The sequence below is a fragment of the Shewanella sp. MBTL60-112-B2 genome, from assembly GCF_019655055.1.
In the GTDB taxonomy this organism is placed as follows: domain Bacteria; phylum Pseudomonadota; class Gammaproteobacteria; order Enterobacterales; family Shewanellaceae; genus Shewanella.
Genome location: NZ_BPFA01000012.1, coordinates 1 through 24551, shown reverse-complemented (window position 1 = coordinate 24551; position 24551 = coordinate 1). Strand labels below are relative to the sequence as shown.

At 42.0% G+C, this 24551-nt stretch carries 17 protein-coding genes and 6 tRNA genes; 12 read left to right on the top strand and 11 right to left on the bottom strand.

The features are described from left to right. Positions 1 to 80: 80 nt before the first annotated feature. Both K5Q73_RS09645 and K5Q73_RS09640 read right to left on the bottom strand, forming a co-directional pair. Positions 81 to 725, bottom strand: coding sequence for a protein-disulfide isomerase (locus K5Q73_RS09645; protein ID WP_220760532.1), 645 nt, complete (start codon positions 723 to 725; stop codon positions 81 to 83). Positions 726 to 893: 168 nt separating this feature from the next. Continuing rightward, entirely contained in the window at positions 894 to 1943 is a 1050-nt protein-coding gene (locus tag K5Q73_RS09640; protein ID WP_220760531.1) for a Preprotein translocase subunit SecY, read from the bottom strand. 811 nt (positions 1944 to 2754) lie between these two features. Here K5Q73_RS09640 and K5Q73_RS09635 point away from each other — a divergent pair. The 3 genes from K5Q73_RS09635 (at position 2755) to K5Q73_RS09625 (ending at position 8645) form a co-directional block, all read left to right on the top strand. Further along, positions 2755 to 3246, top strand: coding sequence for a DUF4440 domain-containing protein (locus K5Q73_RS09635; RefSeq protein WP_220760529.1), 492 nt, complete (start codon positions 2755 to 2757; stop codon positions 3244 to 3246). A gap of 275 nt (positions 3247 to 3521) precedes the next feature. Beyond that, a complete protein-coding gene (locus K5Q73_RS09630) occupies positions 3522 to 5912 on the top strand; it encodes a peptidase U32 family protein (protein ID WP_220760527.1) in 2391 nt (796 codons plus the stop codon). Between the two features lie 342 nt (positions 5913 to 6254). After that, the gene (locus K5Q73_RS09625) at positions 6255 to 8645 is read left to right on the top strand and encodes a Lon protease family protein (protein ID WP_220760525.1); all 2391 of its coding nucleotides are present in this window, start codon (positions 6255 to 6257) and stop codon (positions 8643 to 8645) included. Positions 8646 to 8747: 102 nt separating this feature from the next. Here the strand turns inward: K5Q73_RS09625 and K5Q73_RS09620 are convergent, their stop codons facing one another. Beyond that, on the bottom strand, positions 8748 to 9668 hold the full coding sequence (locus tag K5Q73_RS09620) for a manganese-dependent inorganic pyrophosphatase (protein ID WP_220760523.1): 921 nt from the start codon (positions 9666 to 9668) through the stop codon (positions 8748 to 8750). Between the two features lie 357 nt (positions 9669 to 10025). On the opposite strand from K5Q73_RS09620, the gene K5Q73_RS09615 reads away from it, so the two are divergent. The 3 genes from K5Q73_RS09615 (at position 10026) to K5Q73_RS09605 (ending at position 15266) form a co-directional block, all read left to right on the top strand. Next, the gene (locus K5Q73_RS09615; protein WP_220760521.1) at positions 10026 to 10361 is read left to right on the top strand and encodes a PBPRA1643 family SWIM/SEC-C metal-binding motif protein; all 336 of its coding nucleotides are present in this window, start codon (positions 10026 to 10028) and stop codon (positions 10359 to 10361) included. 522 nt (positions 10362 to 10883) lie between these two features. Beyond that, positions 10884 to 12077, top strand: coding sequence for an efflux RND transporter periplasmic adaptor subunit (locus K5Q73_RS09610; protein ID WP_220760519.1), 1194 nt, complete (start codon positions 10884 to 10886; stop codon positions 12075 to 12077). A 3-nt stretch (positions 12078 to 12080) separates the two neighbouring features. After that, on the top strand, positions 12081 to 15266 hold the full coding sequence (locus K5Q73_RS09605) for an efflux RND transporter permease subunit (RefSeq protein ID WP_220760517.1): 3186 nt from the start codon (positions 12081 to 12083) through the stop codon (positions 15264 to 15266). Positions 15267 to 15559: 293 nt separating this feature from the next. Here K5Q73_RS09605 and K5Q73_RS09600 read toward each other — a convergent pair. Together K5Q73_RS09600 and punC are read right to left on the bottom strand one after the other, a co-directional pair. After that, positions 15560 to 15650, bottom strand: a tRNA-Ser gene (locus tag K5Q73_RS09600). 89 nt (positions 15651 to 15739) lie between these two features. Further along, entirely contained in the window at positions 15740 to 16984 is a 1245-nt protein-coding gene (gene punC / locus K5Q73_RS09595; RefSeq protein WP_220760515.1) for a purine nucleoside transporter PunC, read from the bottom strand. Positions 16985 to 17102: 118 nt separating this feature from the next. On the opposite strand from punC, the gene punR reads away from it, so the two are divergent. The 6 genes from punR (at position 17103) to K5Q73_RS09565 (ending at position 20292) form a co-directional block, all read left to right on the top strand. Next, on the top strand, positions 17103 to 18005 hold the full coding sequence (punR, locus tag K5Q73_RS09590; RefSeq protein WP_220760514.1) for a DNA-binding transcriptional activator PunR: 903 nt from the start codon (positions 17103 to 17105) through the stop codon (positions 18003 to 18005). A gap of 180 nt (positions 18006 to 18185) precedes the next feature. Beyond that, on the top strand, positions 18186 to 18839 hold the full coding sequence (locus K5Q73_RS09585) for a Bax inhibitor-1/YccA family protein (protein ID WP_220760741.1): 654 nt from the start codon (positions 18186 to 18188) through the stop codon (positions 18837 to 18839). Between the two features lie 57 nt (positions 18840 to 18896). Next, the gene (tusD, locus tag K5Q73_RS09580) at positions 18897 to 19286 is read left to right on the top strand and encodes a sulfurtransferase complex subunit TusD (protein ID WP_220760512.1); all 390 of its coding nucleotides are present in this window, start codon (positions 18897 to 18899) and stop codon (positions 19284 to 19286) included. Between the two features lie 37 nt (positions 19287 to 19323). Further along, the gene (gene tusC / locus K5Q73_RS09575) at positions 19324 to 19680 is read left to right on the top strand and encodes a sulfurtransferase complex subunit TusC (RefSeq protein WP_220760510.1); all 357 of its coding nucleotides are present in this window, start codon (positions 19324 to 19326) and stop codon (positions 19678 to 19680) included. Further along, positions 19680 to 19961 carry a sulfurtransferase complex subunit TusB gene (tusB, locus tag K5Q73_RS09570; protein WP_220760508.1) on the top strand — a complete coding sequence of 94 codons (282 nt, stop codon included), beginning with the start codon at positions 19680 to 19682 and terminating at the stop codon, positions 19959 to 19961. The genes tusC and tusB overlap by 1 nt, the downstream gene beginning before the upstream one ends. A gap of 1 nt (position 19962) precedes the next feature. Beyond that, the gene (locus K5Q73_RS09565; protein WP_220760506.1) at positions 19963 to 20292 is read left to right on the top strand and encodes a TusE/DsrC/DsvC family sulfur relay protein; all 330 of its coding nucleotides are present in this window, start codon (positions 19963 to 19965) and stop codon (positions 20290 to 20292) included. A gap of 399 nt (positions 20293 to 20691) precedes the next feature. On the opposite strand, the gene K5Q73_RS09560 is transcribed toward K5Q73_RS09565, so the two are convergent. The 6 genes from K5Q73_RS09560 to K5Q73_RS09535 form a co-directional block, all read right to left on the bottom strand. Beyond that, positions 20692 to 20777, bottom strand: a tRNA-Leu gene (locus tag K5Q73_RS09560). Between the two features lie 102 nt (positions 20778 to 20879). Next, positions 20880 to 20953, bottom strand: a tRNA-Cys gene (locus K5Q73_RS09555). Positions 20954 to 22096: 1143 nt separating this feature from the next. Continuing rightward, a tRNA-Leu gene (locus K5Q73_RS09550) sits at positions 22097 to 22182 on the bottom strand. Between the two features lie 85 nt (positions 22183 to 22267). Continuing rightward, a tRNA-Cys gene (locus K5Q73_RS09545) sits at positions 22268 to 22341 on the bottom strand. 13 nt (positions 22342 to 22354) lie between these two features. Next, a tRNA-Gly gene (locus tag K5Q73_RS09540) sits at positions 22355 to 22430 on the bottom strand. 502 nt (positions 22431 to 22932) lie between these two features. Continuing rightward, positions 22933 to 24369, bottom strand: a complete 1437-nt coding sequence (locus tag K5Q73_RS09535; protein ID WP_220760504.1) for a glyceraldehyde-3-phosphate dehydrogenase — start codon at positions 24367 to 24369, stop codon at positions 22933 to 22935. Positions 24370 to 24551 lie beyond the last annotated feature (182 nt).

Below are 24551 nucleotides of genomic sequence, written 5' to 3'. Positions count from 1 at the left end.
CACTTTCTCTGATTTCGCTCTGTGAAAATTCACAATCTGCAACTTCACTAATCTATTGCACAAGTGGCAGGCTATTTAACCTACTCAGCGCTTAAAGCTGCAAGTTCAGCACGAACCTCTTCCACCACACCTTTTGGCGTTGCCAAATGTTGCGAGTGATCGATAAAGATAGCTTCATCGCCTGATGTCATCACGAGCACTGGGAATGCATTGGTACCAATCGCCTCACCAACCTCTGCAATACCCGCTAACACACTTTCCGCCTCATGGCTTAGTGCATCTTTAAACACCTTATTTGACGGAGATAATTTATATTGATTAATTATCTTGTCGAAATCGTCTCTCGAATTTAACGGATTGGCTTCAACAAAATGTTGATGTTGCAGCGCTTTGAGCAATTCGAACTCTTTATCAGCTTGCTTAGACTGAACCCAAGACATAAAGTTAGCCGTCTTAACTGAAGACACCTTGTTGTTTGATTGCTTAAAGTAAGCATCACTAAATTCCTGATTACTGAGTGCACTAACCTGCTCTACTTGCGCCTTTTTAGGTGCGTCAGAGCCATTGAAATGTGCGCAATGCAATAAATGAACATCTGAATAGTCGAAAGCATTTAGCAGTTCTTCGACAACGGGGGTGGCAGCATAGCTCCACGGGCAGTGAGAGTCATAGATAAAATAAAGCGTTAAGGGTTCTTGTTGAGTATTAATCTGATTCGCTGGCATTCACTGAGATCTTGTTGATAATTTATTGGCTTGATCCTAAGGGCTTTACCGCTTTTATTCAAATACCAATTTGAAGTTGGAGGCTGTTTTTAGCACAAAAGGCCAATAAAAAAGGAAGCAACTAATGCTGCTTCCTTTAGTAAGTGTCATTTATTCTAATGAGATAGCTTAAACGGGCTCAGGTTCTGCGCTAATTTCGGTGTTGATACCGTGCCATTGATAATGGTTATTAGGCTTCTTAGTGACTATGCCTTCACTGAACATGCGAGCAAAAATCTCATCCACTTCTTCAGTTGAGATATTTAAAAACTGACTTACCGCACGTTTACTACAGTTAACTCTATTATTGCCAAGTGCATCTAAAGCACGTTCATATAGAGGCTTAGGCTCTGCCTCGGGTAACTGCTTAGGCTCAAAAACCGGGATAAAATCTGAATCGTCATGCACACGACGATAGGCATCTAACGTAATAGGCTCTAGCTGTTGAGATTGCTGCTTAAATCGTTGTCTGAAACGGTTTTCCTCACCAATCAAACCTACAAAGAATGCCGCAAAGAAATCCAATAGAATAGATAAAAATACCACTAAACCAAGTTGCGCCGTTTCAGCTTTGATATTAAGTGATAATGCTAAGCTTTCAATCAGGCCAACGATAGAACCTTGGCTGACAACCGGAACGCTATCACGCTGCATAGCCAATTGCTGCTGTTGTTCACGTAGTTTATTGTTCTCTTTTTGTATGCGAGTCACACCGGTAGCGATACGCTCCATCTGGATATACTTTTCAGCAGCAACGTTATTAAGCTCAATCTGCTTATCGATAGCACTAATCTGCATGTTGAAGGCATTCACTTTACTTTGTTGTACGTGAACATGCTCTTGGGCTTTATTGGTTGCACTGTTAATACCACCAATTGAACCACCGATAGAGATCGCGGCCAATACTGCATAAAAACCTAACGCCGATAACATGCCCATAATGTTCTTACGTGCATAACGCTCACCTACTTCATACCAGGCAAAAAACTTACCTAATTCGAAAATTACCGCCAGTCCACCAAATAGTAACTGCATGACAGGATCGTCATCGATGGAGAGAAACAATAGTAATGAAAATATAATGGAAGCGAAGATGGATGCGCCCGTGAAGCTGTATACGCTCCACATAGCAAACTTGCCTTTTGGAAAACGGTTAGCGTGATTTTGATTGTAAAGCATATTGGACTTCTAATATTGGTGTTCTAAGTGAATACGGATGAAATTCTAAGCAGTAATGTACAAGGTAATTACTTGAGAATAAGAACATTTAGCTTACACTAATTCAGAGTAATTCTCTTTATAAAATGAGCAGCGCAGCATCTTACGCTTACTTATTGACCGAATAGGGATGATACGCTTATGTGATTAATGATTATATTTAATAACGACTAGTCGCCTGTAAATCTAGGGCTGTCAATTGTGATGTACTTCAAGTTATAAAAACGGTGTTTACTTTAAAATAAAAAGCTTAATTATTGGACTTCACTACTGTAAGCCTCTTATTTAGAGTTATTGCTTTGAGCATTCAACGTGAGCATTAAATTCAACTGTATATTGCTACTTTTTATATTCGTTAGTGCAAGCCAATCGTTTACTTCTATGAATCAAAATCAGCACGAAGTAAACTATATTCATACTAAAACCCTATTCACAAAAGACTTTAACTTCAAAACCCTACCAGACTTAGCGGCTTTTGAATCAGTTGAAATTAATTCATGCTTTGACTGCAGCGGATACTCTATCTGCCGCGACAGTTGTAATTGTAGTGCTAATTGCTGTGGGTTAACGCCAATCTTTATGGACTTCCTAAAGTTAGTAACACGGCCTTTAACTGAACGGAACATTTGGTGTTATAAGCTCAACATATTACTGACTATTGCTCGGCCTCTTTATAGGCCCCCTATTTTCTCTTCTTTAACATCATAAATAACAATATGCAGCTTTATTGGCTGCTATTAAATTGTAAATTGTTAACAGAAGAAATTTATTAATGCTGAAAATTAAAGCTACTCGCTATATTGCGGTAATTATCACCTTCATTACTGTTTTTGTATCTTCCTTTGTTTACGGACAAAGAGCTTCAAATCCACCGACTGATCTGTTCCATGGGTTTGAAACACCTATTGCTGAAGTCGTAACCCAATTTCATAAAGCGTTACAACAAGGAGATCAGAATAAAGCTGTGTCATATTTAACCACGGATGTGGTTATTGTTGAAAATGATAGAGTGCAACGCTCATTATTTGCCTATCAGCAGGGGCATTTACAGGATGATATTAACGCCCTGAAATCATCAACAGCGATATTTCATGAACTAACCCTCAAAGTCGTTGGTAATATTGCTATCTCAACAGCCGTGAGAACCTTCTTAGAAGTTGAAGATAAGGCAACTGAAATTAAGCGCCATAAACTTGAAACGATGATTTTAGGCAAGCAAGAGAATGGCCATTGGAAAATCAACTACATTCATTGGTCTAGCTAAAGATTTCATTTTATTGGCAACGTGTTCTTATACAGCCCTAAGAGCCCGTTGCTTTTATTTATGTCTGCATACTTTTCTAGAAACTAGACTAAGCATCGCTACTCACCCAGGCTGCACACAGATCAATATCATAGTTCGTTAAAATACACTTTACTGACATAGATCTCCTCCTAATGAGGTTTTACAATACACCTCTATCACTTGTATCAGCCCATAGAAAACCGACCTGCCGTAATGATCTATTTATAGCATTTTTGGTCAGCATTAGGAATACCATGAGAAAACTTGAATTACTCGCACCAGGTGGTGATATCGAGTCGATTAAAGCCGCTATTGTTGCGGGGGCTGACGCGGTTTACTGTGGCCTAAATAGCTTTAATGCCCGTACCCGTGCGGAGAATTTGAGTTTTGAAGATCTATACGGCCTGCTCCGTATCGCGCATCAGCATAACTGCCAACTGTTCTTAACACTTAACATCATAGTGTTGGAGCAAGAGCTCCCGGCATTGCTGAAGTTGTTAAACCAATTAGTCAACACAGGCATAGATGGGGTTATTGTTCAGGACTTTGGCTTGTTTTATCTATTGAAACAGCATTACCCGAGCCTTGATATTCATGCATCGACTCAAGTCACCACCCATAACAGCGGACAGCTTGAATTTCTGTCCAAGCTTGGTGCCTCAAGAGTTAACCTCTCTAGGGAACTTAATCTAGAGGAAATAAAGCTGATGTCAGATAAGGCTCATAGCCTAGATATGCTGACAGAGGTATTTGTACACGGTTCTAACTGCATTGGCTTTTCAGGTCTGTGTTATTTCAGCTCGGCCCATGGCGGCAACTCAGGTAATCGCGGCCGTTGTAGCCAGCCTTGCCGAGATCAATATCAAACCACAGATGTAGGCGCACAATATCCACTGAATTTGAAAGATAACTCGGCATACTCAGATCTTGATGCGCTTTATGCTGCTGGAGCAGATTCATTGAAGGTTGAGGGACGAATAAAAAAGTCTCACTATGTCTATAGAGTCATTGATACTTGGCGTAAGCAGATAACTCGTCTTGAGCAAAATCAAGCGATGAGCAATGATAAAAATCCGTTGTACACAGTATTTAACCGTGATTTTTCTAACGGATATCTTCAGGGCGCCGTCGGTAAGAATATGTATATCGATAATCCTCGTGACAACGCGGTTCAGCATTTCACACGAATTGAGAGTTTAAAACCGGTCTCAGGAGAAAACTCAGAGGGTGGACTTAATGTTAAGAAAGCCCTCTATGATGAAAAGACCGAGATCATTGAGACCCTTGCTGGAAAAATTGCCAAGCTAAGTTTAGATAAACCCATTGTTAGCTTACGCTTTAGCGGTCAGCAAGACCAAGCGTTACGGATCTCAGTGGAGTTGCAAGTTAATAACCTTAAAGGTAAACATTCTAGCTTTGAGGTGAAATCAAGCTCAGTGCTACTGCCATCAGACAAATACGGCTTACAGACAGATGAGCTTACGAAACGCTTCGCGAGTATTGGTGGACTGGAGTTCAGTCTAGAACCTATCTGTTATGACGAGCTTGCTGATAACCTTTTCGTCCCGTTTAAAGAATTAACTGAGATGAAGCGCCAAATTGTTTGTTGGTTAAACGATGGTAGAGAGCATGTCGAGCCCCTTACCTTGCAAGCGGTGCGCAAGCAGGTGACACAAGAAACAAAGGCAGCAAATGCTCAAGCTAACCTTGGCAAACACACTGGCGTGTCAATTCTTATCGCTAATCGACGAGAGCTCGCCCTATACCGTGAGATTAAACAATCATTCAACGGTAAAGATGTCAGTGTTTATTATGCTATTCCTGATGCAATAGAAGCTGAGCGTGAAAAATTGAGCCTATTGTTTACCCAGGAACCAGAGCTAATTCCATGGTTCGGCGCAGTGATTATGGAGCCTGATTTTATTGCGGCAAAGCAATTACTGTCTGACATTCAGCCTAAAATCATTGTCAGCAACAATAGCGGTGTCGGCATTGCCGCCAACCAACATGGCATAGAGTGGATTGCAGGCCCGTATTTGAACATAAGCAACTCTCTGAGTATGCACAGCCTTCAGCAGCAAGGCTGTGTAGGTGCATTCGTTTCTAATGAACTCAATAAGCAACAGATAAAAACCATCAAGGCGCCAAGCAACTTTAAAGTACATTACAGCTTATATCACCCGGTGATGCTAATGAGCAGCCGTCAATGTCTGTTCTTACAATCCTGTGGCTGCGATAAAGCAATTATGGATAAGGAATGCTTAACTGTTTGTAAAAAGACCAGCTCTTTGACCAATGTAAAGGGCATCGACTTTGTTATTGATAAGAAGCGTAGAGAACATAATGCTCTATATGGAAGCGAGCACTTCTATAACCCACAGGTCTTGTCTGAACTGAAAGGCTATTTTGACTCAGTACTGCTAGATCTTCGCGCTGTAGCGACGAAGAGTCAGTTACAGCAAAGCCCGTTTGACACGGTAGCTATGTTTGTTGAGTCACTTTCGCAGCAGCCATTAGACGGAGCAGCAGTGCAATCTTCACAAGGACAGAGGCAAGTGCTAAACACAAGTGGGACTGAGCTTTCTGGTAATTTACAGGGATTGATTGTTAACACCACCAACGAGCAATATCGAAAAGGTTTGTAATCCCCATTTCACATGGAATGAGACCACATCCCATGGAAAACAACTAAAGCTATTCTTAGCCGAGACACCATTTACTCTTTAATGGAGTAAATGGTGAAAGCCTTTTTAATAAAAACCTTTTCTAAAATCCTTGTTGGTAAAAGTCTCTTTTCATCAGAGAGTTAAATACTTTTGATTGACAATAAAGGCTGTTTAAAAGGTCCTCTCAACCTCATCTTGTATAAATATCCAGCAAACAAACCCTCTAATAGGCTAATATCTAAGCGATCTGCAAATAATTGCAGAAATCTACTATCTAACTGTATAGAGTAAAATTATTGACCGTCATTAAGAGGACGCATTATGCCAATAAAACCTCTCAGCAGTGCCAAGCTTTACCGCGCGTCGACGCTAAAAAAGCTCTCTTCAGACTGCAAGTCGACTAAACACCTCGAACCCTTAGACGAAATAGTCGGCCAGGCCCGCGCGCAACAAGCGGTAGAGTTTGCCCTTTCGATGAAAGAAAAAGGCTATAACATCTATGCGCTAGGCCGTAACGGCTTAGGCAAACGTACTATGGTGCTTCGCCATCTAAATCGTCAGGCTCCTAACTCAAACGGCCGTACACTATTCGATTGGTGTTATGTGGTTAACTTCGACGATAGCCGCAGCCCGAAAGTGTTAAAGCTCCCAGCGGGTATGGGACTGAGCTTTAAAAAAGACATGGAAAAGTTAATGTCGAAATTGCTAAAGGCATTACCTTTAGCGTTCGATAATGAGATGTACTACAACCGAGCCGACAGATTAAAAAACCAACTGACTTCGAAACAAGAAGAAGCATTATTGGTGCTAACAGAAGAAGCCAAGCGTAATAGTGTTGGCCTATCTATCTCTGCACAAGGTAATTATGAACTCGTTGCCTTAAATGGTGAGGAGCCACATACAGAAGAAAGCTATGTTGCACTTTCTGCAGAAGAGCAAGCTACGATGCAGGATGCAATTTCTGCTCTAGAGGCTCAACTTAGAGGCATTGTTCGCCAGATCACTGTGTGGGAAGAAGAGTACTCAGAAAAGCAACAAAAGCATGATGAGGAAGTCGCCGAAGAGGTACTGACCCATGCGCTAGAAAAATTAAAAGAGCAATATAAAGCACAGAGCAGTGTCAAAGCTTATATAAAAGCAATGCATAAAGACATTCTCGACAACCTAGACATTTTCTTAGAAGAAAGCGAAGAGCAAGCTGCCCTAGCCTATGCTTCGATGAGTAAGAAAATGCCAAGGCGCTACCAGATCAATGTGCTGGTGTCTCAAGAGTCTCAGTTACAGCCCATCATTGTTGAGGAGACGCCGAACTATCACACTATCTTCGGCTATGTCGAAAACGCTACTTATAAAGGAACGGTTTTTACCGATTTCTCTCTCATTCGCCCTGGTAGTTTACATAAGGCAAATGGCGGCGTGCTCATGATAGATGCGGTTAAGGTACTTGAGCATCCTTATGTATGGGACGGTTTGAAGCGAGCACTGAGATCACGCAAGCTGAGTTTAACTTCTCTCGAACGTGAGGTGACCTTGTCTGGTACCATCTCATTGGATCCTGAGGCGATTCCGCTGGATGTAAAAATCATCTTATTCGGTGATTTTGCTACCTATAAACTTTTGCAGCAGTACGATGCAGAATTTACTGAGTTGTTCCGGGTTACTGCCGACTTTGAAGATAGAATGCCACGAACTGACGTGTCCGAGGGGCATTATGCCCAGTTCATCTCTAGCATAGTGCACAGCAACCAAATCTTACATTGCGATAAAAAGGCAATCGCTCGAGTCATTGAGTTTAGCTCTCGCCAAGCTGATGATCAGAATATGCTGTCATTGCATTCAGTAGATATTGCCAACTTATTACGTGAGGCAAATTATTGTGCCCGCGCAGCAAATGCCAACATGATCCGAGTCAGCCATGTTGAGCAAGCGTTATTCAATAAAGAAAAACGTATCTGCCGCGCAAAAGACGAATTTATGCAAAGCTTCACTAATGGCCAAACCTTGATTGATACTCAAGGCGAAACTGTTGGGCAAGTAAACGGCTTATCTGTGATGTCGACGACGGATTACCAATTTGGCGCACCGAGTCGAATTACGGCCACCAGCTCATTTGGTGAAGGTAAAGTATTTGATATCGAGCGCAACGTTGATCTAAGTGGCAGTATCCACTCGAAAGGTGTAATGATCTTAACCGCTTATATCGCAGCAATCTTAGGAAAGACGGATAAGATCCCGCTATCGACTCACCTCACGTTTGAGCAATCCTATGGTGGAGTCGACGGTGACAGTGCCACGATGGCAGAGTTATGTGCCATGTTGTCATCTTTTTCCGGTAAAGGGATCCGCCAAGATATCGCGATTACCGGCTCAATGAACCAGTTTGGTGAAGCCCAGCCTATTGGCGGCGTCAATGAGAAGATCGAAGGTTTCTTCGATGTGTGTAAGATTAAGGGGCGTCGTGATACCCAAGGCGTGATTATTCCTCAGTCGAATGTACACAATTTAATGTTACGTCGAGATATTGTTGAAGCAGTTGAGAAAGGTAAATTCAATATTTGGGCCATTACTCATGTTAACCAGGCTATTGAGTTACTAACTGGCTGCAAGGTTGGCAACTTAAATCAACAAGGCGACTATCCTAAGAACAGTATTTTAGGTTTAGCCCAAGCGCGGCTTAACGGCTTACGTAACAAAGATAAGAAAGACAACTAACACAACTAAGTTAACTAAGACTAGCTCTGCTAGCGGGTTACAAAAAGGCCGAACATAAGTTCGGCCTTTTTAATGTCTGAGTTTTTCAGTAAGACGCTTAACTTAAGCGAAAGCATCCTGTAGTGGTGGTACAACTTGCTTTTTACGGCTTAGTACACCATCTAACCAAAACTTGTTATCTACTGACTTGCAGTTATAAGCCGATTCAACTTTCGCTAAATCGTCACTTACGATTAGCATTTCAGAACCTTCTTTCATGATGTCAGTCAGTAGCAATAGTACGCTATGACGGTTACCTTCAGCTTTAAGCGCAGCAATATCGGCTTCTAGTTCAGCTTTGATGTCGTCGAATACTGACAGATCAATCACTTCTAGTTGACCAATACCCACTAGGTTACCGTTCATGTTGAAATCTTTAAAGTCACGCATAACAAGGTCACGTGCAGGTGTGCCTTCTACTGCAGATTTTACTTTAAACATATCCATGCCTAAGGCTTTAAAGTCTTCAATGCCAGCAATTTCAGCTAGTGCTTCTACACACTTAATATCAGCTGTGGTGCAAGTTGGTGACTTGAAAATAACCGTGTCACTTAGAATTGCACATAACATGATGCCAGCGATCTCTTTCGGGATCTCAACATTGTAGAAGTCATACATCATCTTAATGACGGTGTTACTACAACCCACTGGACGGATCCAGCACTCAAGCGGTGTTGAAGTGGTTAGATCGCCTAATTTGTGGTGATCCACAATACCAACAATTGTTGCTTCTGCGATATCGTCAGGTGCTTGAGTTAGTTCTGAATGGTCAACAATGTAAACTTCTTCGCCAGCATAGCTAAGCTTAAGCTCAGGCGCTTCGAAACCAAACTTTTCTAGAATGAAAGCCGTTTCTGGTGAAATGTCACCCAAACGAGTCGCAACAGACGCTTCACCGATTTGGTTTTTTAGGTGTGCAAGTGCGATAGCACCACAAATTGAATCTGAGTCTGGGATTTTGTGGCCCACAACATAAACTGGCATATATAAAGCTCTCCTTTAATTTGCGCTGATTTTAACAAAGTTTTCTACAATGCGGAAATAACAAAAGGTCTCTGATGGCAATATCTTGCAGCAAAAGACTATCTACAGCTGTTTTCACAAGCAATTCCCCCCTGTTTTCATTCTGTGTACGCTATCTATTTAGACAGGTGAGGTAAACACGAGTTCTTTGATCTCTCGCGGTATACGCTTTTGGGATCCTAGATAACCGCTATCCATGCCCCAAAGCTAATTTTTGTACTAAAAAACCCGCTATTGTCAGACTTAGATACCACTGAAGCCATTTTTATAGTATAAGCTTGCCTAAATTTATCCTTATTTAGATTGAGCACCATAGCGATGTCAGACAAATTCTTTTTTAAAGGGCGTAAAACCCCAAAGCCTAAGCACGAAAGCTATGGTTACAACACTAAACGTGAAATAAAAGTGGGAACCGAAGAAAACCCACTTCAACTGCTTGTTCAAACCGCTGAGCGTGAAGCAGAAGTATTACAACTGCTTACTGATAATGAGCTGGTGGGCATGATTACTGTCGATCCAAGTCAAGAAGAGAATATTCTTCTTTTAAAAGGCTTGCTCAATAAGCCACAAACAACGCGTTTTGAAAAATCCCCGAACCGTAATGACCCATGTGTGTGTGGCAGCGGTAAGAAATATAAGAAATGCTGCGGTTAATTTCTTAGCTAGTTTAGGCTGACGAAATAGATTGATGAAATAAACACACGAAAGCAGTGCCGATAAGGGACTGCTTTTTTACTTTCTATGGTATTCCCTCCTTCTGCTTCCTCGTTAGGTTCCCTTCAATTTTCCAGTAAATATAACATCGATAATTATCGGCGGCATCGGCACTAGCGTAAATTAGCTTTTGTTACAATTGAAGCCATTAAAGTTACAGGCACGTTAACTGGCATTGGCACGCTGAAAGGCTAAGGCTATGACCCCTATAAAAGATAGCTTTATCATTATAAAACAGTCAAATAGAGTCAATGCGGCCTTGTGTTTTGAGATTACAGCAACGTTTGCCATTTTTTTGTGTCAAATTTAGTTACACATGTTTACATAATCCTACTGTTACAAGTCTCTACTTCCATTAACATACATTCAAAATTCTAATTAGATTGCTCTTATTAATTCTTTTAGCAAGTTTAAAAAGATTGTGTATTGAGTACAGGTTTGCTTCAACAAGAGGACGTGTTTGTGGCTACGAAAAAACAGATCATATTACCAATGGCTGTCATTGCTGTCGGCGTGGCAGGATTTATTGGCATATCGGCAATGAAAAAGCCCCCTGAAGAAAAGGAAAAGCTCGATACCACCCCCTTGGTTTCGGTAGAAGCGGTTCAAATTAATCCTATGAGTTTCGCCGTTAGCTCCTATGGCGTGGTTAACGCAAAATATGAGACGGAATTGGTATCGCAGTTAAATGGCGAGATCGTTTTCTTGTCAGAAAATTTTGTGCGTGGTGGCTTTGTAAAAAAAGGCGACATCCTAGCAAAAATAGATCCTAGCGATTATGAAGCAGCACTGATTGATGCTCAGGCTAATATGGCTTCTGCGCGCGCGACGCTAGTTCAAGAAAAAGCATTCGGTAAGGTTGCCGAAGAGGAATGGAAACGTATTGAAAACGGTGTGCCCACAGAACTAAGTCTTCGAAAGCCTCAGCTAGCACAAGAGATAGCCAAACTTAACTCTTCTGAAGCTGGCCTTAAGCGTGCTAAACGTAATCTTGAACGTACCTTAATTAAAGCACCATACGATGCTCTAATTGAGGCTCGCAACATTGGTTTAGGTTCATATGTCAGCATGGGCACGCCTTTAGGCAAGGTATTAAGTACCGCTGAGGCTGAGATCCGTCTTCCTATTGCAGATAAAGAACTGCAATTTTTGGATGAAAAAGGCAAACATGCACAAGTAGTATTAAAAGGTGAATTCGCAGGTAAGACTCAAGAGTGGCCTGCAACAGTGGTTCGAAGTGAAGGCGTTATTGATAATCGCAGCCGTATGACCTACTTAGTTGCCAAAGTCACCGATCCTTATGGCCTTAAATCGAATAACAATGAATTACGCTATGGCACTTATGTTACTGCAACAATCGATGGTTCCCATGCGGGCTTGGTCGCTGAACTGCCTCGCCACCTTGTAGTCAATAACCAAGTAGCAGTGTTAGATGATGAAGGCAAGCTTAGGTACAAAGACATCACCATCCTGCGCCAAATAGGCTCTAAGGTTATTGTATCTGATGGTCTTGAAGTGGGCATGAATGTGATCACCTCGGCTTTAGATTATCCAATCGAAGGCATGGAGCTAGCTCTCCCAAAAGATAAGTTGTTACGTGATGAACAAGATCCTGAGCAGCAACCTACGCAAATTGCGATGGAAGATAAGGATTAATTCATGATAGATACTAATAAAGGCATCATCGCCTGGTTTGCGCGTAACAGCGTTGCAGCAAACTTGCTTATGATTATTATCTTGCTAGGCGGACTGTTAACGGCAAATACCATACGTAAGCAGTTTTTTCCTGCAGTAGAGATCAACTGGCTAGAGTTTAATGCCGTATACCCGGGTGCAGCTCCGCAAGAAGTTGAAGAAGGGATCACCATTAAGATTGAGGAAGCATTAGAGAGTGTCCAAGGTCTTAAGCGAGTGATCACCTATTCGAATCGAAATGCTTCATCTGGATACTTCAGAGTTGAAGACTCTTACGATCCGCAAGTGGTACTCGAAGAGGTAAAGTCAGAAATTGATTCTATCTCAAGTTTTCCCGACGGGATGGAGCGTCCTAAAGTCGAGCGGATAAAGTTACGTCAAGAAGTGATGTATATGAGCCTTTATGGCGATCTGTCTCAGCGTCAGTTAAAAGACTTAGGAGAAAAGATCCATGATGAGTTACTACAACTACCAAAAGTAAATATTACTGAGTTTTATGGTGGGCTTGGGTACGAGATTGCCATTGAGGTCAGTAAAGATAGGCTACGTGAGTTTGGCTTAAGCTTTAATGATGTTGCCAATGCCGTTCGTGGTTATTCACGTAATATGTCAGCGGGTCAAATCCGCGCTGAAAACGGTTACATTAATCTACGAGTTCAGAATCAGGCCTATGTGGGTTATGAGTTTGAAAGCCTACCGTTAATCACTCTTGAAGATGGAACTACCCTATTACTAGGTGATGTGGCGACTGTCGTTGATGGTTTTGAGCAAGGAATTCAATACTCCAAGTTTAATGGTATGAACTCGGTGACCTTCTTTATTGGGGCGGCAAACGATCAAAGTCTTACCGATGTTGCCGATGTGGTTAAAGCTTATATTGCTGAGAAGAAGAAAGTGTTGCCACAAGGGGTTAAGTTAGAGCCTTGGGTAGATATGACTTATTACTTAGAGGGCCGCTTGAACCTCATGTTAGACAGCATGAAAAGCGGTGCCGTGCTGGTTTTCATATTACTCGCTCTATTCTTGCGTGTACGTTTAGCATTCTGGGTGATGATGGGACTACCGGTTTGTTTCTTAGGTACCTTGCTATTTATGCCTATGGGAATGATCGATGTCACCATCAACGTTATTAGCTTGTTCGCCTTTATCTTAGTCTTAGGTATTGTGGTCGATGATGCCATTGTGATGGGCGAAAGTGCTCACGCAGAGTGTGAAGAAAAGGGCCAAACTCTCGATAATGTTATCCGTGGGGTTAAGCGTGTGGCTATGCCAGCGACCTTCGGCGTGCTTACAACGATTGCTGCCTTCTTACCTATCACCCTAGATGATGGCCCCTCTTCAGCCTTTGGCCAAGCCATTGGTTTTGTGGTTATCCTATGCCTAATATTCTCACTCATAGAATCAAAACTTATCTTGCCAGCCCACTTGGCACGCATGAAACAAAAGACAGTGGTAAAACCGGGTTCAAAAAATCCAGTCGATTGGCTACGAAACGGGGTTAACTTTTTACAGGGTAAAGTCGATACGGGCTTAAAGACGCTGATCCAAAGCTATTATCGTCCATCGCTAGAACTTGCGGTTAAGTATCGCTATACGGTCATCATGATATTTATCAGTATGATCTTAGTCTGTGCAGGTCTCTATTCAGGTGGAGTGGTACGCTTTATTGGTCAACCGAAAATTCCTCATGATTTTCCGCGGATCACATTTGATATGAACATCGATGCCTCTGAAAATGCGACCTTATCGGCAGCATTATCGATTGAAGAAGCGCTAAGGCGTGTCGACAACGAACTAGAGGAAAAGTACGGACAGAAGATGATTTCTGATCTGCAGGTAGAGTTACGTGGCCGTACTTCGGCTCAGGTGATGACAAAACTGGTGGATCCTGAAATTCGTCCTATCGATACCTTTGCTGTGGCCGAGCTATGGCGTCAAAACATGCCATTAATACCGGGAATGAAGTCATTCACCATTCAAGATAATTTGTTTGGCGGTGGCCGTGATGATGGCGATATCAGCTTTAGGCTCGAAGGCAATGATGATGAACAGTTAGTGGCTGCTGCGAAAGAGCTTAAAGCTAAACTCAATACTCTCAAAGGTGTTGGTGACGTTAACGACAGTCGCCAGTCTAGTGCTAAAGAGATCCAGTTTGAGCTTAAGCCATTAGCCCATAGCTTAGGCCTGACCCTCGCAGATATCGCGCGCCAGGTAGGTAACAGTTTCTACGGCCTCGAAGCCCAACGTATTTTACGGAACGGCGAAGAGATCAAGGTGATGCTGCGTTACCCTGAAGAGCAACGTAACTCTATTGCCCAAGTTTCAGACGTAATGATTAAAACGACCCAAGGCGCTGAAATCCCGCTATCTGAGGTGGCTGCAATCGTGGTGACCGATGGCGTTAATAGTATTCGTCGTGAAAATGGTAATCGTACCATTAATGTTTGGGGTTCAGTTGACGCTGACCAAGCTGAACCATTTAAACTGGCGAAAGATATCCGCGATAACTTTTTGCCGGAATTATTAGCTAAATACCCACGAGTTAAGAGTGAAGTATCGGGTAATATTCAGGAACAGCTTGATAGTGCTGATACCCAGCTTAGGGATTTCTTGATCTCTATGTTGGTGATCTACAGCCTATTAGCTGTACCACTCAAGTCATACTCACAACCCATTATGATCATGTCGGTGATCCCATTTGGTGTGATTGGCTCAGTACTTGGTCATATGATTCTAGGCTTAGATCTAAGTGCACTATCTGTATTTGGTATTATTGCCGCAGCAGGTGTTGTGGTGAATGACTCACTAGTGATGGTTGACTATATCAATAAGTCACGTGAGTCAGGTGTGGCGATGAAGTTGTCGGTACTCGAGGCCGGCTGTCGACGTTTCAGGGCGATTTTGCTGACATCCCTCACCACCTTCATCGGCTTGGTCCCGATTATGACTGAAACCAGTATGCAGGCGAAAATGGTGATCCCGATGGCGGTATCATTAGCCTTTGGTGTATTGTTTGCAACTGTCGTGACCTTAGTCTTAATCCCATGTTTGTATGTGATGATTGAGGATATTAAGCGCATGATTGGCAGTAAGTCTCGAGTGGAAGAGCCTACACAGTCCCCCATGCCAACTGAGCATGCGGTAAGTTAGTATACAAGAATACCTCAAGTCTAAAGCCCCTACTGCATAGGGGCTTTTTTAGCTCATTTCAATAGCGCAAGCTAAGGCCTTTTTTGATAACAGTTGGCTTTAACCAATAGGAACCCTAAGGTTCAATGCTGTTTATTTTCCCATGCGAAAAAAGGCTCATCATTTCTGATGAGCCTTTCGTCTTAAATATGGCAAATAAATAGGGATTTAAACCCTACATATATACGCTATAAACCCAGGTTTTAGATACGAAAAAGCCCCCAGCATTTCTGCTAGGGGCTTCATCTTGAATGTGGCGGAGGGATAGGGATTTGAACCCTAGATGGGCTATAAACCCATGCCGGTTTTCAAGACCGGTGCATTCGACCACTCTGCCATCCCTCCGAACGCCGCGAATAATATAGCGCTCAGGGGGTCTTGTAAAGTGATAATTCTAATAAATTATCACTTTGGTTAAGAACGAATCAGTTTGCTTATTTCTCATCCTGGTTGATTGCAATGCGCGCTGGATCTGGCATCACGATCTCTTCGCTCACTTCATTCCAGCTTTTATAGTTACGTAATTTGAAACCAATAAACACGATGAAAGAACAGATCATAATCCCCCAACCTATCGCGACTTCACCGCTTGTCGCCCACATAGCAACAAGGCTTGAAGCACCAAACGATAAGCTGATCTGTAGGAAATTCTGTAAACCTGCAGCTTTAGCTGCATTGTCAGAGAATTCCTGTAGTGCACCATTTACAACAATCGGATAAATACCACCGCTACATGCAGCTAACACAGAGAATATTGCCAGCAATGGATAAATTGATAGTCCTTGCAGTAAGATAGTCACGACAGCAATAGACATAGCACAGGTGCCAAATACTGATAATAGTATCTTTAGGGTTTTCTCTGAACCGATTTTACGAATAAGGGTTTTACTCGCATAACCACCCAAGATAAAAGTAATAGTTTGCGGAATAAAACTCAGTCCAATCGCTGTAGCATCAAAGCCATGTTGCTCCATTACTACTGGCCACAGTGTTAAGTATGAGAAAAACGCACCAGAACAAGCACCAAAAATAACCACGTTGCCTAGGTACTTAGTGTTCTTAAGGATTGATAAGTAGCTGATCTCTTTCTTATCATGGCTTATTGCTTTGGTTTCTGTAGGCACAAACCAAACCGTTAAAAGGATCATTACTGCAGCCATACCGGTCAATGTAATGAAAATGCTCTGCCAACCTAATGATTGTAAAATAAACGCACCTAAGATTGGAGCAAGTGCTGGTGACAAGGCCACTAACGGCATAATATTAGAAAAAACGCCCTGCGCTTTTGCTGCATCGTATTTTTCGATAACAATCGCTTGCCAAATAACACCAGCAGAACATGCACCTAAAGCTTGCATAAATCGAGAGATATTAAATACTAATATAGAGTCACTTACTGCGATTGAAAAACTGGCAGCAGCAAACAATACTAGACCAAAGATTAGCGAGTTACGTTTGCCGAATCGTTCAACTAAAGGGCCATAAAGTAACTGACCTAGCGCTAAGCCAGCTAAAAAGAACGTCAAAGACATTGCGACTTGTGATGGCGATGTTGCCATTGTGTCTTCAATTGCTTTGAATGCAGGCAAGTACATGTCGGTGGCAATAAAGCCCAACATGCTTAATATCGCGAGATATGCTAGGAAAATGTAGTATTTTGCGCTTGTTAGTGAGTTCATAATTCGAAATTCTGATCTGGATTCATTAAAGTCGCGCAGTGTAAACACTTGCTAATGTGCTGTGAAACGTTTATTTTTCACATTAGCTATCAAAAAAAATCACAGCAGGATGTGAACCATGCTTTCAGAACAGTCTCTACAGCTTATTGATATGGTTGCCCGAGTGGGCAGTTTTACCGCTGCGGCAAATAAATTACATAAAGTCCCGTCAGCTGTGAGTTATGCAGTTAAACAAATAGAAGAAGAGCTCGGTGTAGTGCTTTTTGTTCGCCATCACAGAAGCGTTAGCTTAACCGCCGCTGGTGAGCACTTCGTCAAACAGTCGCGATCATTATTAACCGATATTGACGCAATGCGCGCCGATACTATACGTGTAGCCAATGGCTGGCAACCTACGCTCTCTATTGCTCTAGATAACATAGTACGTGCTGATAAAATTAGTAATTTAATCGCTGACTTCTACCGAACATTCGATAATGTCGAGCTCATTATTCGCATCGAAGTGTTCAATGGTGTGTGGGAGTCGATAGCCACTGGGCGAAGTGACATCGCAATTGGCGCAACAACGGCTATCCCTGTTGGTGGTGATTACCATTTTAGAGACATGGGCGAAATTGAATGGTGTTTTCTTGTCGGAAAAAATCACCCTCTTGCTGACATAGACCGTCCACTAACAGATGATGAGTTAAGGCAATACCCCTCTATTTGTTTAGAAGACACCTCTCGAGAGATCCCTAAACGCATGACTTGGTTATTAGAGAACCAACGTCGCTTAGTTGTGCCAGATTGGATCAGAGCGATAAATTGCTTTCGCGAAGGCCTAGGTGTTGGTTATATGCCGGCGCACTTTGCATTTCCATTTATTAAAACTGGTGCATTAATTGAAAAACAACTCGAACGGCCTAACAAAACCAGTCCCTGTTGCTTAGCCTGGAATGCCACCAATAAGTCCCCTGCCATGGCTTGGGTACTGGATTATTTGGGCGATAGTGAGAAGCTTCATAAAGATTGGTTAGATTAACTAAGCTTAACTTAGCTAACTTTTGGCCGTTAAGCGCTTTATACCTAGGTTTAGCTGCGGTATGATTCAATTACTTAACACGAGGTTTACTCGCATTTTTAGGATCCGGGAACTCCTTATTAATATTGTGCTCAAATTAAATAGCTTGAAAATTTGTCTTCGGAGAAAGAAATGAAAGATATGACACAACAAACCGCGTATAGCAGTACTACCGTTGAGGTAAATAAACTGCTGAAAAATACGTATATGCTGCTTTCTATGACACTTGCATTCTCTGCAGTGTGTGCGGGATTGGCAATGGCACTCGCCATCAGCCCTATGATGTCTCTTGGTCTATCTCTAGGTAGCTTAGTGCTATTGTTTGTTACCCTTAGAAAGGCTGATTCAAGCGCTGGTATCTTCTGGGTATTTGCTTTTACAGGTATGCAAGGTGCGTCGCTAGGTTACATCCTTAATCATTATGCCGGTATGGCGAACGGCCCGCAGCTAATTATGCAAGCGTTAGGCTTAACGTCAGTTATCTTTGTTACATTATCTGGATATGCAGTAACCACTAAGAAAGACTTCTCTTTCATGCGTGGCTTCCTAATCGCAGGTCTAGTTATCATGTTTGTTGGCCTTTTGGTCAACCTGTTCCTTGGCAACGGCATGGTATTTATGGCGCTTAATGCCGGTATCGCATTATTAATGACAGGCTTTATCCTTTACGATACAAGCAAAATCGTTAATGGCGGCGAAACTAACTATATTCGCGCAACTATCTCGCTATACCTAGATTTCTTAAACCTATTCATTGCTCTGCTGCATTTAATGGGCATTGGTGGCGATGACTAATACCAATTAAATTTAATTGAGTTAAAATGGTCCTATTACAGGGCCATTTTTTTTACCATGAGCAAATTTATTATTCAGGTTAACTCTGCCAGCTATGGCAGTGCAGCAAGTTACAGTGCCTACCGATTCGCTAAGGCCGCATTAGAAAGCGGTCACAGTATTGAGAAGATATTTTTCTATCAAGATGGCGTATTAAATACCAACCACCTCAATAGTCCCGCCAGCGACGAATTCGATCTTAAACAAGCCTGGATTGACTTACATAACCAATACGGCACCGCTTTAGTTAATTGTGTATCTGCCGCACTGCGTCGTGGTGTTATTTCTGAGTCTGAGGCGAAGGAAAATAACCTGAGTCAATGGAATATGCAGGCCCCATTTATCATGGGCGGCTTAGGTGAGTTAGTGATCGGCATAGAAACTGCTGACAGATTGGTCTGCTTTTAACTGTTAGTTAATCTAGTTTGCAAGGCAAAAAGTGTTTATGAAAAAATTGTGTATTGTTTTCAAGCAGCCACCTCATGGTACTGCACATGGCAGAGAAGGCCTCGATTTGTCTTTGCTCAGCGCAAGCTTTGAGAAAGAAGTTAGCTTACTATTTACTAACGAAGGTGTGTTAACTCTCCTCAAAGGTCAAGATCCTGAGTCTATTGGAGCTAAAGACTATATTGCGACTTTAGGTGCATTACCCTTATATGACATAGATACCGTCTTGGTGTGTAAAGAGTCTATGCAAGAGTTGGGATTGTCAGAGCAAGAACTTCGTATTGGGGTGACGCTAAGCGCTCCAGACGAGATTACTAGCCATTTCAATGCAGTGGATGAGGTTATCGTTTTCTAATGATTTTACACCTAATACAAAACTCACCAGAGCAAAACTCTGCATTAAAGACATGCTTACGTTACGCAGCGCAGGCAGACTGTATATTACTCACAGGGAATGCGGTTAACTGTTTGCTAAAACAAGATTGGGTCACACAGTTAAATGCGTATAATGTCATCGCGTTACAAGAAGATGTTAACGCTCGTGGGCTTACAAGCCTTTTAAACGATGTAAAACAGATCAATTACGATGATTTTGTATCGCTCAGCCTTAAATTTAATAAAGTAATTAGTTGGTAAAATGATTGAATTCAACGGAACACAAATCGATACGGACCATCAAGGCTATCTAAAGTCTGTTAATGATTGGACTCCTGAGCTTGCGCCAATTATTGCCGCTGAAGAAGACATTACGCTTACCGAAGCACATTGGGAAGTCATTAACTTTGTTCGAGATTTTTATTTAGAGTTTAAAACCAGTCCGGCTATCAGAGTGCTAGTTAAGGCCATTGGCTTAAAGCTTGGCGCCGACAAAGGTAATTCTAAGTACCTTTATACCCTCTTCCCAGTTGGGCCTGCAAAACAAGCAACCAAAATTGCAGGTTTGCCCAAGCCGGCCAAATGTATTTAGGTTCTTAGTCCGGTAAACAGCTCTTTTAAAATAAGCCCTATTTCATAGGGCTTTTGTTTGCCCATCAAAGCTGAAATGTAGGTGCCAATAATAGCTTGGGATGATAATGCAGAACCCTTGATGATGGTATCCGTGGCCAGACTTGAACTGGCACACTTATTCAGCGAGGCATCTCTTATAAAAAGTAAATCCCTTGTGCTTCTAGTAAAACGCTAGATACAAAAAAGCCTCCGCAATTTAATGCAGAGGCCTTAATGATGGTACCTGTGGCCAGACCTGAATTAACGCGCCTTACTTTATCAAGAGCGCGAGGGATTTATTAGGTCTTAATGCTTTCTATCAAATTTTAGACGTAAAAAAACCAGCTCTAGGCTGGTTTAATCACTCTTCATATGAAGATGGTACCCGTGGCCAGACTTGAACTGGCACGCTTATTCAGCGAGGGATTTTAAATCCCTTGTGTCTACCGATTCCACCACACGGGCAAACTCTTTAATTTTGATGATACGTATTGTCGGTACCAATACTGCTTTATCCTGTTCGGATTAAAACTCACCAAATTCATATTCTTATAACTATAAAAGTTATGGAGGCGCGACCCGGAGTCGAACCGAGATCGACGGATTTGCAATCCGCAGCATAGCCATTCTGCCATCGCGCCATTTTGTGCCCTTAACCGCTGGGAACGAGGCATACTTTACTCGATAATAAAATTGAGTCAACTGGTTATTAGTTTATTTGATTCAACTGCTTAAAACGTATTCTAACAAGCCAAAAGATGTTCAGGTTGTGGTTAATTAATCGCAAACCTCCTATCTTTACTTCAAGAAAATCCGAAGGAACAAGACATAAAATAGTGATCTTTAGGACTGAGTCTTTGTACCTCCCCTTCCTCACTTTACCTCACTTTTCCTGTGGAACTTACTTAGCCCTATTACATTTGGGCTTACTCACTTCTAACGTAAGCTACTCTGTAGCCTTTTAGCTTTACAAGAGGTAATTAGGTCCCGTGATGGTATTTAGAATTGATAGGATTGCTCATTAAGTTTGGCGCGAGCTATAAGCTCAGAGCTATGGCCGGTTTAGCCACTCTCCAAAAGAAATACTCCCCGTGGCCAGTTTAGAACTGTCACGCCTATTTTATGAAGTGTGGGAGGGATTTCTTGCTCAGTTCAAGTAGAGACTCATATCAGAAACAAAAAAGCCAGAGGGCTTAATGATAGTACCCGTGGCCAGACTTGAACTGGCACGCTTATTCAACGAGGCATCTCTTATAAAAAGTAAACCCCTTGTTCTTCTAGTAAAACGCTAGATACAAAAAAGCCCAGACATTGTCGAGGCTTCTCTGCAACTCTCAAAAGAGTTATTTGGTACCCGTGGCCAGGCTTGAACTGGCACGCCTTACTTTATCAAGAGCGCGAGGGATTATTAGGTCTTATTGCTTTCTATCAAATTTTATACGTAAAAAAACTAGCTCGATGGCTGGATTATTTACTCTTCATATGAAGATGGTACCCGTTACCAGATTTGAACTGCCACCCTTATTCAGCGAGGCATCTCTTATAAAAAGTAATCCCTTATGCCTTACTATAAACTCAAATTTAAGACGTAAAAAAACCAGCTCAATGGCTGGTTTATTTACTCTTCATATGAAGATGGTACCCGTGGCCAGACTTGAACTGGCACACTTATTCAGCGAGGCATCTCTTATAAAAAGTAAATCCCTTGTGCTTCTAGTAAAACGCTAGATACAAAAAAGCCCCGACATTGTCGAGGCTTCTCTGCAACTCTCGAAAGAGTTATTTGGTACCCGTGGCCAGACTTGAACTGGCACGCTTATTCAGCGAGGGATTTTAAATCCCTTGTGTCTACCGATTCCACCACACGGGCAAACTCTTTGATTCTGATGATACGTATTGTCGGTACCAATACTGGTTTATCCTGTTCGGATTAAAACTCACCAAATTCTTGTTTGTGGAGGCGCGACCCGGAGTCGAACCGAGATCGACGGATTTGCAATCCGCAGCATAGCCATTCTGCCATCGCGCCACATGATGTAAATTGGAGCGACATATCGGGTTCGAACCGATGACCTATACCTTGGCAAGGTATCGCTCTACCAACTGAGCTAATGTCGCATTTCAATTTAATCTGTAATCAAGCTGTTGCTTAGTTCGCTTCCCCTTGACTACGGAATGGCATTCTACCGATTTACTGTTGAGAGTCAATCTCGAAAAAACAATTTTATGACTGTTTGATGTTAAATTCAGCAACGCTTACGTTTTTTAAGCTTTTAGGTGAAAAGTCAGCCAAAAGACTAGCCGAAGTGAATACTGTTTATCAGCGATTTATCCTTACCATTACCTTTAGCGATTAAAACTGACGAGCCCGGATCAGTTAATGCTACTAGCCTACTCTTTTCAGGTCACGCTTATGATGTTGTTTAAGATGCTCTGCTATATCAATCTAGCAATCTACTAATTGCATATTTTAAGGCTTTATAGTGAAGTATGGCTTGAACGAAACAATCAGCTTGCAGATAAAAGAAAAAGATAAAGCGTGGATCGCTAATAATAGTTCAAAATAAAAAACGCCTCTATATTAGAGGCGTTTTATCTACAAGCATTGAACTATAACAAATTAGCCATTTGGAAGTGACTGGTAGTTAAGGCCAAGCATTTTTTGCATTACTCCAACAACCTGGCAGCTGTAGCCAAACTCATTGTCATACCATACGTAAAGGATTGCACGTTTACCTTCAGCAATAGTTGCTTGTGAATCAACAACACCGGCGTAACGTGAACCGACTAGGTCGCTCGAAACAATTTCAGTTGAGTCAGTGTAATCAATCTGGTTTTGTAAATCAGATTGTAGCGCCATATCTTTAATGTATTCGTTAAGCTCTTCTTTATTAGTTTCACCGTTAAGGTTTAAGCTAATGATGGCCATAGAAACATTTGGCGTAGGTACACGAATAGCGTTACCTGTTAGTTTACCTTCTAGTACAGGTAATGCTTTAGATACAGCTTTCGCTGCGCCAGTTTCAGTAATTACCATGTTAAGTGGCGCACTACGTCCACGGCGGTCTGCACTATGGTAGTTATCGATTAGGTTTTGGTCGTTAGTATATGAGTGGATTGTTTCCACGTGACCATTTTCGATTCCATACTTATCGTTAACCGCTTTAAGTACTGGTGTAATCGCGTTAGTCGTACAGCTTGCAGCCGATACAATAGTATCTTCGTCAAGAATGTCCTGCTCGTTTACACCATAAACTACGTTCTTAATTGCACCCTTTGCTGGAGCAGTAAGCAATACTTTGCTTGCACCTGGAGATTTAAGGTGTAAACCAAGACCGGCTTCATCTTTCCAGATCCCCGTGTTATCAACCACAAGAGCATTTGAAATGCCAAATTTAGTGTAATCCACTTCATCTGGAGAGTTAGCGTAAATAACCTGAATATAGGTACCGTTTGCGATAATCGCGTTGTTCTCTTCATCGACTTCAACAGAACCGTTAAATGGCCCGTGTACAGAGTCACGACGAAGTAAGCTTGCACGCTTTTCTAAATCACCTTTACGGCCACCGCGAAGTACGATTGCACGTAGTCTAAGCTTGTTACTAACACCAGTTCTTTCGATAAGTAAACGTGCTAATAGACGACCAATACGGCCAAAACCGTACAGAACAACATCTCTAGCAGCTTCGTCATCTTCGTTACTGATAGCATCTGCAAGTTCACGGCTCATATAAGCCTCAATCTGACTTGCATCTGGATATTCGCGCCAGTAATTTACTGCTAATTTACCGATATCAACTTTGCACTGTTTTACCGCTAACTTGCTTAAAGCTTCAACAAATGGAAAGCTTTCACGTAGTCTAAGTTTTTCACCAACATGGCGACGCACTAAACGGTGCGATTTAATGATTTCGATTGTAGAGGCATTTAGTAGAGGTTTGCCATAGACAACAACTTCTACACCTTGGTTACGGTATAACTTACCAAGTAATGGCTGCATAGCCTCAGCCATTTCGAAACGTTCTTGCCAACTTTGTAGGTGTTTATCAGCGCTCATTAACAGATCCTTTATCTCACTTTTCTGATTTTTTCATCAGAAATGTTTGAGTAACAAAAAGAAAAGACCAATAATCTAACGTTATGTAGGGTGTCTTTCCCCGCTTGGTCGGCGCCATTGTAATGAAAAGTCGGCTGTCAGGCTAGCAAGATATTTTTTATAACACTGTAATTTTATTAGAT

What these genes read in the sequence shown, in the direction of transcription:
- K5Q73_RS09645 (WP_220760532.1), bottom strand. Translation starts at nt 725, where the DNA reads ATGCCAGCGAATCAGATTAATACTCAACAAGAACCCTTAACGCTTTAT.
- K5Q73_RS09640 (WP_220760531.1), bottom strand. Translation starts at nt 1,943, where the DNA reads ATGCTTTACAATCAAAATCACGCTAACCGTTTTCCAAAAGGCAAGTTT.
- K5Q73_RS09635 (WP_220760529.1), top strand. Translation starts at nt 2,755, where the DNA reads ATGCTGAAAATTAAAGCTACTCGCTATATTGCGGTAATTATCACCTTC.
- K5Q73_RS09630 (WP_220760527.1), top strand. Translation starts at nt 3,522, where the DNA reads ATGAGAAAACTTGAATTACTCGCACCAGGTGGTGATATCGAGTCGATT.
- K5Q73_RS09625 (WP_220760525.1), top strand. Translation starts at nt 6,255, where the DNA reads ATGCCAATAAAACCTCTCAGCAGTGCCAAGCTTTACCGCGCGTCGACG.
- K5Q73_RS09620 (WP_220760523.1), bottom strand. Translation starts at nt 9,668, where the DNA reads ATGCCAGTTTATGTTGTGGGCCACAAAATCCCAGACTCAGATTCAATT.
- K5Q73_RS09615 (WP_220760521.1), top strand. Translation starts at nt 10,026, where the DNA reads ATGTCAGACAAATTCTTTTTTAAAGGGCGTAAAACCCCAAAGCCTAAG.
- K5Q73_RS09605 (WP_220760517.1), top strand. Translation starts at nt 12,081, where the DNA reads ATGATAGATACTAATAAAGGCATCATCGCCTGGTTTGCGCGTAACAGC.
- punC (WP_220760515.1), bottom strand. Translation starts at nt 16,984, where the DNA reads ATGAACTCACTAACAAGCGCAAAATACTACATTTTCCTAGCATATCTC.
- punR (WP_220760514.1), top strand. Translation starts at nt 17,103, where the DNA reads ATGCTTTCAGAACAGTCTCTACAGCTTATTGATATGGTTGCCCGAGTG.
- K5Q73_RS09585 (WP_220760741.1), top strand. Translation starts at nt 18,186, where the DNA reads ATGACACAACAAACCGCGTATAGCAGTACTACCGTTGAGGTAAATAAA.
- tusD (WP_220760512.1), top strand. Translation starts at nt 18,897, where the DNA reads ATGAGCAAATTTATTATTCAGGTTAACTCTGCCAGCTATGGCAGTGCA.
- tusC (WP_220760510.1), top strand. Translation starts at nt 19,324, where the DNA reads ATGAAAAAATTGTGTATTGTTTTCAAGCAGCCACCTCATGGTACTGCA.
- tusB (WP_220760508.1), top strand. Translation starts at nt 19,680, where the DNA reads ATGATTTTACACCTAATACAAAACTCACCAGAGCAAAACTCTGCATTA.
- K5Q73_RS09565 (WP_220760506.1), top strand. Translation starts at nt 19,963, where the DNA reads ATGATTGAATTCAACGGAACACAAATCGATACGGACCATCAAGGCTAT.
- K5Q73_RS09535 (WP_220760504.1), bottom strand. Translation starts at nt 24,369, where the DNA reads ATGAGCGCTGATAAACACCTACAAAGTTGGCAAGAACGTTTCGAAATG.